The sequence below is a fragment of the Sphingobium sp. B8D3A genome (genome assembly GCF_025961995.1).
Taxonomy (GTDB): domain Bacteria; phylum Pseudomonadota; class Alphaproteobacteria; order Sphingomonadales; family Sphingomonadaceae; genus Sphingobium.
This window is the reverse complement of the sequence record NZ_JAOQOS010000001.1, coordinates 1,913,459-1,926,447: the sequence shown is the minus strand read 5'-3', so window position 1 is coordinate 1,926,447 and position 12,989 is coordinate 1,913,459. Positions and strand designations below refer to the sequence as shown.

The 12,989-nt window shown below is 64.6% G+C and carries 9 protein-coding genes; 2 read left to right on the top strand and 7 right to left on the bottom strand.

Features of this window, described 5'->3' with window-relative positions; genetic code table 11:
* Positions 1-125 precede the first annotated feature (125 nt).
* From M2342_RS08835 to M2342_RS08805, 7 genes are all read right to left on the bottom strand, one after another.
* Positions 126-1,802 carry a CocE/NonD family hydrolase gene (locus M2342_RS08835; RefSeq protein ID WP_264578802.1) on the bottom strand — a complete coding sequence of 559 codons (1,677 nt, stop codon included), beginning with the start codon at positions 1,800-1,802 and terminating at the stop codon, positions 126-128.
* A gap of 71 nt (positions 1,803-1,873) precedes the next feature.
* On the bottom strand, positions 1,874-4,813 hold the full coding sequence (locus tag M2342_RS08830) for a TonB-dependent receptor plug domain-containing protein (protein ID WP_264578801.1): 2,940 nt from the start codon (positions 4,811-4,813) through the stop codon (positions 1,874-1,876).
* A gap of 259 nt (positions 4,814-5,072) precedes the next feature.
* Positions 5,073-6,062, bottom strand: a complete 990-nt coding sequence (gene egtD, locus M2342_RS08825) for an L-histidine N(alpha)-methyltransferase (protein ID WP_413715127.1) — start codon at positions 6,060-6,062, stop codon at positions 5,073-5,075.
* Positions 6,063-6,064: 2 nt separating this feature from the next.
* A complete protein-coding gene (egtB, locus tag M2342_RS08820; protein WP_264578800.1) occupies positions 6,065-7,339 on the bottom strand; it encodes an ergothioneine biosynthesis protein EgtB in 1,275 nt (424 codons plus the stop codon).
* Position 7,340: 1 nt separating this feature from the next.
* Positions 7,341-7,607 (bottom strand): DUF2171 domain-containing protein, encoded by a 267-nt coding sequence (locus tag M2342_RS08815; protein ID WP_181559551.1) that lies wholly within the window; start codon positions 7,605-7,607, stop codon positions 7,341-7,343.
* 86 nt (positions 7,608-7,693) lie between these two features.
* Entirely contained in the window at positions 7,694-8,368 is a 675-nt protein-coding gene (gene ligK / locus M2342_RS08810) for a 4-carboxy-4-hydroxy-2-oxoadipate aldolase/oxaloacetate decarboxylase (RefSeq protein ID WP_319801101.1), read from the bottom strand.
* A 13-nt stretch (positions 8,369-8,381) separates the two neighbouring features.
* Positions 8,382-9,812 carry an aldehyde dehydrogenase family protein gene (locus tag M2342_RS08805; protein ID WP_264578798.1) on the bottom strand — a complete coding sequence of 477 codons (1,431 nt, stop codon included), beginning with the start codon at positions 9,810-9,812 and terminating at the stop codon, positions 8,382-8,384.
* A 63-nt stretch (positions 9,813-9,875) separates the two neighbouring features.
* Between M2342_RS08805 and M2342_RS08800 the strand changes: the two genes are divergently transcribed.
* Positions 9,876-11,504, top strand: coding sequence for a GMC family oxidoreductase (locus tag M2342_RS08800; protein WP_264578797.1), 1,629 nt, complete (start codon positions 9,876-9,878; stop codon positions 11,502-11,504).
* 131 nt (positions 11,505-11,635) lie between these two features.
* Positions 11,636-12,985 (top strand): neutral/alkaline non-lysosomal ceramidase N-terminal domain-containing protein, encoded by a 1,350-nt coding sequence (locus tag M2342_RS08795; RefSeq protein WP_264578796.1) that lies wholly within the window; start codon positions 11,636-11,638, stop codon positions 12,983-12,985.
* Positions 12,986-12,989 lie beyond the last annotated feature (4 nt).

The window sequence follows — 12,989 nt, the reverse complement described above, 5'->3', positions numbered from 1 at the left end:
CGCGCCGCCAATCAGGGCGCGGCAGCCTGAACAACGCGCAGCCGCCTACCCTCTCAGTTCCGCTAGCATTTAGGTGCGCGAGCGCGCCCGCAACATGGAAAACTCCACGTCGCGGGCGTTCGCATTCACGCCTTGGGGATGACCGGCACCAGCAGATGGCTGTCATATTGACCACCGGTGTGGATGATATGCGTGCCGGCGTTGCGCAGTTCTTCGTGGCGCGCGAAGGGCAGCATCGGCAGGCCCTCGCGATAGATATCCATGCCCTTCACCACCACGCGCAATTGCTCGCCCGCCCGGAACAGCGTGGAGGACGGCCAGATCTCGATATCGACCGGCACCGGAACGCCCGGCTCCAGCGGCTCCTCGACCAGATGGCTGTGAACCGGCTGGAACGGCGTCGAGCGTGCCTCATCCAAGGCGCGATGGCTGGCGCGCAGCCAACCGAGCGCCACAGGGCCGTTCTCGAAAAAGGCGTAGAAGGTCATACCCACCGGATTGCCATCGGCATCCAGCTTCTGCAGCGCGACGAACAGGTCCATGTCGTCCGCGCCCTGCGCTTCCACCCACAGGCGCAACTTCATATAGCCGGTCAGCTCGGTATCCGTGTCGAAGCGGATATCGAAGCAGGCCTCGCCGGCTTCGTCGAGCGGATCATAGGAGGCGCTGGCTGCATTGCCCACGGGCTCGCCCTGCATCGTGCCGGTCGCGGCATCGAGATAGAGCGGCGTGTAGACCGTGCGTGCCAGCGGCCATTCCTGCTCGCCGCGCATGGTCCATGTCTGCGCGCTTTCGCGAACTTCGAGCAGCACCTTAGGCCAGTCGGCAAGGCCGCTCTCGACGCCTTTGAGATAGCGATCGAAGAAGACGCGGGCCAGTTCCTTGCTCTCGGGCATATAATAATGCGCCCATTTCTTGCGGCCATGGCCGATCAGCCATTTGTCCGCCGAGGAGAACTGGCGGAAGGCCTCGAAGGTGCCGCGCGTGTGCAGCGCCTGATCCGCCCAGCTGCCGACGACCAGCGCCGGAATGTCGATGGCCGACAGGTCGACTTCCTTGCTTGCCCAATAGGCGTCGTACAAGGGATGCGCCTGCACATTGGCGTTGGTATCCTCGTAGCGCTGATGGCCAAAGCGCAGGTTGCTGCTGCCGCGCGGCAGGAAGCCCGTCTCGCGAATGCCGCCATGATAGGCAAACTCGCGATACCAGTCCGAGAAGCCCTCCCAAGGATTGATGGCGGCGAGATGCGGCGGCTTGAGCTGACCGACGAGATACTGGATCGCAGCGAGATAGGAGACTCCGGTCATTCCGACCTTGCCATTGCTCCAATCCTGCACGCCAAGCCATTCGATGAGATCGTAGCAATCTTCTCCCTCGCCCAGGCCGTTGTGGCGCACCTCGCCCTCGGACTGCCACATGCCGCGCGAGTCCGCATTGCACACGGCATAGCCATGCGCGCACCAGAAGGCAGGATCGGGCGCCTCGAAGGCGGTGAAGCGCGACATCCAACCGGCCTCCACGCCCGAATGGGGCGGGAAGAGCTTATCGGACAGGCCATGCTTTCCATAAGGGCTCCAGCCCAGCAGCACCGGCAGCGGGCCCTCCGCGGCATCGGCGGGACGATAAAGATCGACATAGATGTGAACGCCGTCGCGCAGCGTCACCTGGATATTGCGATCGATGAGGAGGCCGTCCTCTTCCCACTGCTCATGGGCAATCGGCGGCAGCGGCGGCTTGCCCGGTGCTGTCGTGGGATCAATGCTATCCTGCATGATCAGCGTGAAGCCGGCCGTATCGCTCATCGACTATCCTCTCGTCTGGAAATTAAAAATGCCCGGCGATCGGTTGGACCGCCGGGCACATCATTAACGGATCAGAACTTGAACCGGGCACCGATGCGGTAGGAACGGCCAACCACGTCATACAGCACGTTGTTGGTCGGACCGAAGCTGGACGGTGCGTCCACCGGCGGATCCTTGTCGAACAGATTGTTGATCGCGCCGAAGATCTCCATCTTCTGGTCGCCACGGTTCCAGACCGCGACGCTGCCGTTCAGGTTCACATAGGTCCAGGGCGCGATGTAGTTGTCGTTGACGCTGTTATCGAGGTTCGGGTCATAGCCATATTGGCCAGGCCCGATCAGCGAGTTGTTGTAGGTGCCGCTGGAGATGTGACGGACCTGCACCTGCAGCGTGGCAGGCTCCGCATTGAACGTCACATAGCCGTTGATGATGTAGCGCGGCATGCCCGAGGGCTGCGAAACCGGCGAGCCGTTCATGCCGGCACGATCGACCGTACCGCTGGCCGAGTTGGTGATCAGATCGTCGATGATCGTCGCCATGCCGCGCAGCGAGATGCTGCCCCCGAACAGGTTGACCGGCAGCGTGTAAGCGGCCTCGATGTCCCAACCGCGCGTGATCAAGCTACCCAGGTTCACGTTCGTGTTCACGATCGACTGGATATCACCGAAACGACGCCCCGGAGCGACCGGACCGCGGGTAATAAGGCTGCAATACTCCTGGATGCCATCGCGCTCGCAACCATCGACGATGACCTGCGCACCTAGCTGCGACACAGCCTTATCAAGCTTGATGTCGAAGTAATCGATCGAGAAGCGCAGGCGACCGGCACTGCCCAGATCGGGCTGCAGGACGACGCCGACCGTGAAGGTATCGGCTTCTTCCGGCACCAGCGTGGAATCGCCGCCGAGCAGCACGGAGGTGAGCACCTGACCGCCTTCGCTCGGGCGAACGTTCTGGAAGCTGGTTTGCAGCGGCCCGAACAGCTCGAAGAGGTTGGGCGCACGAATGTCGCGCGAGCGCGTCGCGCGCACACGCAGCCAGTCAAGCGGCGAAGCCTCGACACCGACCTTCCAGGTCATGACATCGCCGCTGGTCGAGTAGTCCGTGTAACGCAGCGCGCCGTTCAGATAGACGCCCGGCGCGACGGGAACGTCGAGTTCGCCGAAGGCCTCGAAGACATCGACCTTGCCGTCGATCGGCGCGCCCGGGCCCGTGTAGAACTGCAGCGCCCGCGAGATCGCATCGGCATTGCCGCGCGCGATATCCTGGCGCAGCTCGACACCCGTTGCGGCCTTGATCGGACCGGCCCAGCCCTGGAACAGCGTGCCGTTCATCGATGCGGCAACGACGTTCTGGGTGATCCGCGTGTCCTGCTCCACCGTGCCATGCGTCCACGCCTTGGCGGCGGCCGAGAAGTTGTTCTCACCGAACGGGTTCAGCGGAACGCAGCCAGCAGCCGCCGGGTTGCCCTGCAGGGTTGCGCGGCACACGATGTTGCCGTTGGCAGGACCGCCGTTGAATTCGCCCTGATCGACGGCGTCGATGGCAAACTGCAGGCGCGGCGTGATCGAGGTGTTGTAGCCGCGCTGCCAGTAGTCGGTGCGGCCGAACTGGTAATAAGCATCGAATTTCCAGTCGCCCCACATTTCGGCATTGATACCCACGACCGCGCGGTAGGTGTCGCGCTTCACGGTCGAACGCTGCGGCCCGAGGTCGTTCCACACGCGACCCATGTTGAAGGACGGCAGGCCGACGCTCGCCATGGTGGCTGCGACCGAATCCGGCAGGAAGGCGTTGTCGGCGCGGATCACCAGCGAACCCAGGTCGCGACGCTGCGCCCCGATGGTGGAGCCATTGACGCGGCTGTAGGAGCCCTCGGCGAACAACTCGACGCCGTCAGCCACTTCGAACTTCAGATGGGTGAAGCCATTGAGGCGCTCGACGGGCGCGGCGATCGGGAAGTTTTCGTAGAAAGCCTGACGCGCATCGCCACCACCGCTCTGGAAGATCGGCACGCCGTAATAGGTGCCATAATCATGAGGCACGAGGGTGCCGTCCGGCCGGAATTCCATGCCGCGCAGACCCGACGCATTGAAGGCTGCCGCGTTCGCAGCCGGCCCGGAGACGATGAGACCATTGTAGGACGCCGTCGCCGTGCGCGTGTTCGGCAGGATCAGCGTGGCGGGCAGCCCCGCGCCGACGCGGCCGAGGCTCCGATTGGCGGGGTTGACAAGCGGGTTGGCAACCGTGTTGTAAGCCAGCGAGCACCAGTCGCGCGAATAGCAGCCATCGGTGCCCTTATTGTCCGAATACTCGACGCCCGCGATGATGTGGCCGCGACCACCGGCGAAGCTCATGCCGCCGGCGAGCGCGAACTGATACTCCTTGCCGTCGCCCGCATCATTGATGCCGTACTGCGCCGAGCCCTTGAGGCCGGTCAGGTTGGTGTCGAGAATGACGTTGACGACGCCGGCGACGGCATCCGAGCCGTAAGCAGCCGAGGCACCGCCGGTCACCACATCGACGCGCTCGACTAGCGACGTCGGGATGATGTTGAGGTCAACCGCGCCGGCATTGGCGAAGGAACTGCCCTGCACGGTCGAGGCCACCACGCGACGGCCATTGATGAGCACGAGCGTGCGGTTGGCGCCGAGGCCGCGCAAGTCGGCGGTAGAGGCGCCGATGTTGTTGGCGAAGATCGCGTTGGTGCTCGGCGTCGCCTGCGGACGGAAGGACGGCAGCTCGTTCAAAACCTGCGCGACGTTGACGGCGGCCTGGCGGGCGATCTGCTCACCGCCAACGACGGAGACGGGCGTGGGCTGATCAAAGCCGGTGCGCGCAATGCGCGAGCCGGTGACGATGATCGCCTCGCCGGCCTCATCATCCTGCGGCTGCGCGGCGTCCTGGGCGAAAGCGGGCGTGGCGACAAAAGCCATGCCGAGCGCGAGAGCGCTCAGGCTGGCACCGGCACCGGCCCTCAAAACGCGCGAACGTGTAATGAATGGGGACATGGACAATCTCCTCTCCTGATCAGGCACTAGGCACAAGCTTTGCCGAACGGCGCGCGCGCAAAGACAATGCCCGCCCCCGTTCGACATGCTGGAAAAACAACGATGACGGACTATCAAGGGAGAATTGATCCCTCAACACCTTTAGCGCGAGTTAACTGCCTCATTGGCGAGGTGTGACATATCCGTCACAAAACCGGGGCATTGCGTTGAAAAAGTCCACTCGGATGGGGTTTTCTGAGCACCAGAATCCCCAGCGAGGTCAGGGAGCGAGGGGAATCGTCTCCGCCTCGGCGAGGATCAGGAGGAAGTCTTCCCTCGCGTCGGTCCAAACCTGCCGAGGGGTCCAGCCACCCGCTGCCAGCAAAGCACGCGCAGATTGTTCGGTATATTTGTGGCTGTTCTCAGTATGGATGGTTTCACCATCGCGCATGAAGAACAGGCGGTCCTCGACCTGAAACGCGACGTCCCGCTGCGCCTCAAGATGCATTTCGATCCTGCTCGCGGCAGAATTCCAGCGGGCGACATGGCGGAAATCGTCCACCGGAATGTCGGCGCCAAGCTCCCGGTTGATCCGGTGCAGGAGATTGAGGTTGAATTGCGCGGTCACGCCTTGCGCGTCGTCATAAGCGGCAATCAGGCGATCGATTGGCTTCACCCGGTCGATGCCGATGAGCAGCCACGAGCCATGGCCGAGCGTGTCGCGCATCGAGCGCAAGAGGTCCGTCGCGGCGAAGGGCGCGAGATTGCCGATGGTGGAGCCCGGAAAGAAGCCGAGCATGGCACTGCCCCGCAGCGCGGAGGGCAGCGCCACGGTCTTGGTGAAGTCGGCTTCGACCGGATAGATTGGTAGATCCGGCAGCAATTGCGCGAGATCGGCATTGGACTGGAGGAGAAATTCCCCGGAAATGTCGATCGGCACATAAGCGGAAGGACTGACCTGCCGCAGCAGATGCGGGGTCTTGAGCGAACTGCCGGAGCCGAACTCCACAACCACCCGCCCCTCACCGATCAGGGCTGCGACATCGCCGCAATGGGCCTTGAGCAAGCCGACTTCCGTGCGGGTCGGGTAATATTCGGGCAGCCGCGTGATATCCTCGAACAGTTCCGAGCCGACAAGATCGTAGAACCAGCGCGCCGGGATGGCCTTTTGCCGCTGCGACAGGCCCGATAGGACGTCCTCGCAAAATGCCCGGCCTCCTTCGTCGGGCGCGCGGCGGTCCAGCAGATCGAGTTTGGGCATCGTCGCCATGGTCAGCAGTCCTTTGCGAGCCGCAGTCCGGTGAACTGCCAGCGCTGATGAGGGTGAAAGAAATTCCGGTACGAGGCGCGCATGTGCCCGCGTGGCGTGGCGCAACTCCCGCCCTTCAGAACGAACTGGCTGCTCATGAACTTGCCATTATATTCGCCGACCGCGCCCTCTGCGGTGCGAAAGCCGGGATAGGGTCGATAGGCCGAACCGGTCCATTCCCAGACATTGCCGAACAGCGAGAGAAGGCCTGGCCCGTCTTCCGGGCATCGCGGCGTGACCGGTCCCGGCCGGTCAAGCTGGATACCAGCGTGAGGATCGGCACCCTGCGCCGCCGCTTCCAGTTCCTGCTCGGTGGGCAAGCGCGCGCCGGACCAGCTCGCAAAGGCATCGGCCTCGTAGAAGCTGATATGCGTGACCGGATCGGCATCATCCACGGCCTGCCAGCCCGAGAGACTGAACTGCTCCCAGGCGCCATCCGACTCCCGCCAGTAAAGCGGATGGCCGATCCCCTCACGATTGCACCAATCCCAGCCGTCGGACAGCCACAGGGATGCCGTGCGATAGCCGCCATCCTCCATAAACGCGCGCCACTCGCCATTGCTGACCGGTCGATTGGCGAGCGCGTGGGGCGCGAGATAATGGGGATGACGCGGCTGCTCATTATCGAAGGCGAAGGTGCCAGCGCCATCTGCATGACCGACCTCGACAAGGCCGCTCGGCCGCTCGATCCAACGCACGACCGGCGCCTCGCTATGTCCTCGCGGTTGTGCGGGCCACAGGGCGACATCGAGCGGGTTGCACGAAAACAGATGCTTGAGATCGGTCAGCATCAGTTCCTGATGCTGTTGCTCATGATGGAGGCCGAGGGTGAGCAAGTCCGGGCACGCCTCCGCGAGCAGAGGCATCGCGTTCAGGACCGCCTCATCGACCCGCGCACGATAATCGCGGACCTCCGCGAGCGTCGGGCGCGTGAGCAGGCCTCGATGCGGGCGCGGGTGTCGCGGCCCCTCCGCCTCGTAATAGCTGTTGAAGAGATAGGCCCAGCGCTCGTCATGCGCGACATAGCCCGGCACATGGTCGCGCAGCAGGAAGGTTTCGAAAAACCAGGTCGTATGGGCGAGGTGCCACTTGGCCGGCGAGGCGTCGGGCATCGACTGCACCGTCGCGTCAGCATCGCTCAGCGGCGCCGCCAGATCGACAGAAAGCGAGCGGACAGATTGGAAGCGGTCAGCCAGGTCTGCAGAACATGCCTCGGCGACCTGCGCGCGGCTCGCCATCTCAGGGATTCATGTCCGCGATCGGCTTCCCGTCCTGCTCCTCTTCGAACAGCAGGGCCGCTGCTCCAGTTGCGGACAACCGCACCTTGTCGCCTTCCACCTCTGCGACGAGCCCGCCCGACAGATAATGGTGGTGCTTGCCATGCGAACCGCTGTCCGCGCGCGTCATCTTGATGCGGTCACCCTCGACATGGTCGACCGTGCCGATATGCACGCCATCCGCGCCGATGATGGACATATGCTCTTTGACGTTGCTGAGATCGGCCACAATTGCCTCCACGCTTGATCGGGAACCCGATAGCCTAACGCGCAAGGCGGATATTGGATGCAGGGCGATCCGAGCGAATCTTCGGCTCAGACGTAGCGCAACCCGGCGTCCATGATCCGCTGGCGCAGATCGAATACGTCGAGGCTGAACTCTCCGGCTGCAAGGCGCGTGCGCTTGCCAGCCTCGTTCGCCTCCCGTGCCCGCGATGCTTCCAGCACTTTAGCCGCATTGGCGCGGGGGACGACGCACACGCCATCATCATCGGCCACGATCACATCGCCCGGATTGACCAGGGCATTGGCGCAGACCACCGGAATGTTGACGCTGCCCAGCGTGTTCTTGACCGTGCCCTGCGCGTAGACCGCCTTGGACCAGACCGGGAAGTTCATCTCGGTCAGATCGCGCACATCGCGAACGCCGGCGTCGATGATCAGGCCGCGACAGCCGCGCGCCTGCGCCGAGGTCGCCAGCAGATCGCCGAAATAGCCATCCTCGCAGGGGCTGGTCGGCGCCAGCAGCAGCACATCGCCCGCCTTCAACTGCTCGATGGCGACATGCACCATCCAATTATCGCCCGGGGGCGCGCTGATCGTCACCGCACTGCCCGCGATCCGCGCGCCAGCGTAGATCGGCCGCATGTAGCTCGCCAGCAAGCCCGTGCGCCCTTGCGCCTCATGAACCGTCGCAACACCGCATGCCGCCAGACCGTCAATCACCTCAGGATCAGCACGCTCGATATTCTGTACGACCACACCCATGATTGCTCCTGCCCTCTCAGCTTGCGATGATTGTCTTGGTCTCCAGAAACTCTTCCAGTCCCAAGACACCATATTGCCGGCCATTGCCGGACCTTTTGTATCCCCCGAACGGCGCCGCCGCCGTCCATGGCGGAAAGTTGATCGACACATAGCCTGCCCGCACGCGGGCAGCGACGGCCCGCGCCGATGCGGGATCGGCCGACTGCACATAGGCGGCGAGGCCGAAGTCGGTGGCATTGGCGATTTCCACCGCCTCGTCAACATTCCGATAGGTGAGGATGCACAGGACCGGGCCGAAGACCTCCTGCGTGGCGATGGCGGCATCCGGCGCGACCGGACCGAAGATGGTTGGCCTGGCGTAATAGCCGGTCGGCAGATGGGCGGGTCGTCCAAGGCCGCCGGTCAGTAGGGGCTGGCCTTCGTCGATCGCCTGCCGGATCAGGCCCTGAACGCGATCGAACTGCGCCGCGTTCATCAGCGGGCCGAAGCTTGTCGCGGGATCATCGGGCGGCCCCACGACAAGGCCCTGCGCGGCGGCCACGGCAAGCGCGGAAACCTCCTCGAAGCGGTCGGCCGGGACGATCAGCCGGGTCGGCGCGGCGCAGACTTGCCCTGCCACCATCATGCACGCCGCCACGCTGCGCGGGACGACCGCCGCAAAATCAGCTTCCGGCAGCAGGATGTTGGCGCCCTTCCCGCCCAGTTCCTGATGCACTCGCTTGATCGTCGGTGCCGCCGCCGCCGCGACCGCCGCGCCGCCCGCCACCGATCCGGTGATCGAGATCATGTCTACATCAGGATGCGCGGCGAGGCGCTGCCCGCAATCCGCGCCGCGACCATTGACGAGATTGAACAGGCCGGGCGGCAGGTCCGCCTGTGCCATCGCCTCCGCGAGCAGCCCGCCGCACAATGGCGCATGTTCGCTCGGCTTGACGATCACCGTGCATCCCGCAGCAATCGCCGGCACGGCCTTGCACAGCATCTGATTGACCGGGGCATTCCAGCTGGTGATTGCGACCACCACGCCCATCGGCTCCCGCACGATCTCGAAGCCGCCGGGCATCATCTGGGCGAAGGGATAGCGCGCGAGGATCTCGGCCATGCTGTCGAAATGCGCTCGGCACATCATGCTCTGCCCCTGCGCGACCATGCGCGTCAGGCCGATCTCCCGCATGAGGTGATCCTCGAGCGCGGGTGCCAGCACCTCGAAGGCGCCGCGCATCCGGGCGAGCACGTCCAGCCTTTCCGCGATGCTGCTCTGCGACCATGAGGTGAGCGCCTGCCGGGCAGCGGCGACCGCGCGATCTGCGTCGACCGCATCGCCGAGGACCGCGCGCCCGAGCAGCGTTCCATCCGCCGGAGATCGAACCTCCACGATTTCCCGGCTGTGCGGCTCGACCCAAGTGCCGCCGATGAAGAGACGATCCTGATACAGCGGAGCATTCAAAGTCGTGACACCTTGGCGTGAGGATTGTATAGCACGAGAATATACTATTTCAGAGAGGGACCGGTGCCGCAATCGGAAAGCGCAGATTATATCATCATCGGCGCGGGGTCGGCGGGATGCGTCCTCGCCAACCGCCTGTCGGCCGCGCCGGAAAACCGCGTTCTTCTGCTGGAGGCGGGCGGGCGCGATCGCCACCCGCTGATCCGCATGCCCTTCGCTTTCATGAAGCTGCAATTCATGCCGTCCCTGACCTGGCCCTATTGGAGCGAGCCGGAGCCGGGGCTGGATGGCCGGCGCCTATGGCTGCCACGCGGCAAGGTTTTGGGTGGCACCTCCTCGATCAACGGCATGGTCTACGCGCGCGGCCACCCGGCTGACTACGATGAATGGTCCGCGCTGGGCGCCACTGGCTGGAGTTGGGGCGAGGTGCTCCCCTATTTCCGTCGCTCCGAGCGGAGCTGGCGCGGCGATAGCGCAGATCATGGCGCCGAAGGGCAGCTGACGGTCAGCCCGGTCGAGACGACTGGGCCTTTGCATGATGCGGTGATGCAGACCGCCCGCGCCCTTGGCCATCCCATCCTCGACGATCAGCATGGACCCAATAGCGGTCACGGCTTCGTGCCGCCCGAAGTGACGGTGGACAAGGGCCGCCGCGCCAGCAGTGCGCGGCAGTTCCTGCACCCCGTCGCGCACCGGCCCAATCTGGCCATTCGGACCGGCTGCACGGTCACCCGGATCGCCATCGAGGCCGGGCGCGCGGTGGGCGTCGAGATCATGTACAAAGGCCGCCCGACTTTGCTGCGCGCACGGCGTGAGGTCATATTGTGCGCGGGCACCTACAACTCGCCGCAATTGTTGATGCTCTCCGGGATCGGCCCGGCGGACGACTTACGCGCGCTCAGCATCGATGTCGTGGCCGACTTGCCCGGGGTTGGCCGCAATCTTCAGGAGCATCCGCTCACCGGGATTGGCTACACGCTGACCGAGCCCATCGGCTTCGAAAGCAATCTGCGCTTCGACCGGCTTCTGTTGAATGTGGGACGCTTCTTCCTCGGCCGGGGGGACCGGGCGACTCAATTGCCGGTCACCGCCTTTGGCTTCATGCCGACCAGGCCCGGGCTGGCGCGGCCGGATATCAAGGCCAATATCTACCCCACCCGGCTCGATGCCCGCGTCTGGTTCCCCGGCATCCGCAAGGGCGCCGGTCATGCCATGAGCGCGTTCGCCGTGCTGCTGAGGCCCGAAAGCCGGGGCAGCGTGCGCCTGCGCTCCCGCAACCCGGCGGACGCGCCCGAGATCCGGATCAACATGTATGAGGACGAACGCGATCTGCTGACGATGCGCCGGGCGGTGCGCATGTTGCGGGAGTTCTTCGCCACCGCGCCGCTGCGCGACCTTGCCGGAGGCGAGATCATGCCGGGCAGTGGCGTGCAGAGCGATGCGGACATCGACGCCTATAATCGCCGCAGCAGCGTGCTCGCCCATCATGCCTCCTCGACCTGCGCGATGGGCGCCGATGAGCAGGCGGTGGTCGACCCGACCTTGCGGGTCCGTGGCATCGAAGGCCTGCGCGTGGCCGACGCCTCTGTCATGCCCCGCATCGTCGGCGGCAATACCAATGCGCCGGTGATTATGATCGCGGATAAGGCTGCTGACCTGATTCTGGGCGTCGCCCCGCCGCAGTCCGGCTGAAGGGGGACACTCCCGCGGCAATCGATTGCATTTTTACTGGCCCTGCCCGCCTCGCTTCGCTACCCCTCCCGCCCATCGACCCGCTGGATGCGAGACTCGCCGCAGCCGCACGAGGATGAGGAGGCTTTGAAATGAAGAGATTTTTGATCGCCGGCGCCGCCATGCTGGCCATGGGCACGGCGCTCGCTGCGCCCGCTCAGGCAGAACTGAAAGTCGGCGCCGCCAAGGTCGACTGGACCCCGGCCGCCAAGAGTCTGAAAGAACCCTATACCGGCGTTCTCGACCCCATTTACGTGCGCGCGATCGCGCTGGAGAGCAATGGCGAGCGCGCCGCGCTCGTGACGGTGGATGTGGGCGCGATCCCGACGGACCTGTGGAGCGGCGTCACCGCTCGACTGAGCAGCGACCTCGGCATTGCGCCGGAGCGCGTCATGCTCACCGCGACCCACACCCACAGCGTGCCCTGGGGTCCGCACCCCAAGCTGGAGGACCAGATCGTCCAGGCCGTGCGCGAAGCGGTCGGCAAGATGCAGCCGGGCAAGGTCGCCTTCGGCGAAGGCAAGTCCTACATCAACGTGAACCGCAACATCATCGACCCGGACAACCGCCGTTGGTGGGAAGGCCCCAATGTCGATGGCCCGTCCGACAAGACGGTGGCCGTGCTGCGCTTCGAGAATGCGGCCGGCAAGCCGGTCGCCGTCTATTATAACTACGCCGTCCATGCCGTGCTGACCGGCAATCTCGATCTGGTGAGCGGCGATCTGCCCGGCGCCGCCTCCCGCTATATCGAAAATGCGATGGGCGATGATGTGGTGGCCGTATGGTCCGAGGGTGCTGCGGGCGATCAGAACCCCATCTTCTTCCAGCAGACCTACGATCTGCGCGCGATCCGCATCGCCGATTATGCCAAGCGCGGCGAAGACATCAGCAATGCCATGCCGCCCGGCGGTGTCGGCATGGACCGCAAGAACCCGCAGGTCGCCAAGCTGATGGAGCAGCAAAAGCAGATGGCCCAGTCCATGGGGCAGATGCTCGGCGAGGAAGTGCTCCAGACCATGCGCACGCGCCTTGAACGACCCGAGAAGGTGGAGGGCATCGCCGGTGCCAGCAAGACGCTGGTGTGCCCCGGCCGCGAGCGCACCGACAAGGGCCGCGCAGGCTATGCCGGCACCTATGTCGATGCGGCCGACATCCCCATTCACCTGAGCATGCTGAAGATCGGCGATGTCTTCATCGGCGGCGTGAATGGCGAGGTGTTCAACCCCATCGCGACCAGCTTCAAGGCGCAGGCGCCCTCGCGCCGCACGATGATGGCGACACTGACCAACGGCTTTGGCCCATCGGGCTACATCCCGAACGATGCGGCTTTTGGCCAATATACCTTCGAGGTGGTGTCCTCGCGCCTGAAGCCGGGTTGCGCGGAAAGCGGCATCGTCAACGGCCTGCTCGATCTGGTCGAGCAGACTGACGCCGCCAAGTAAGGCC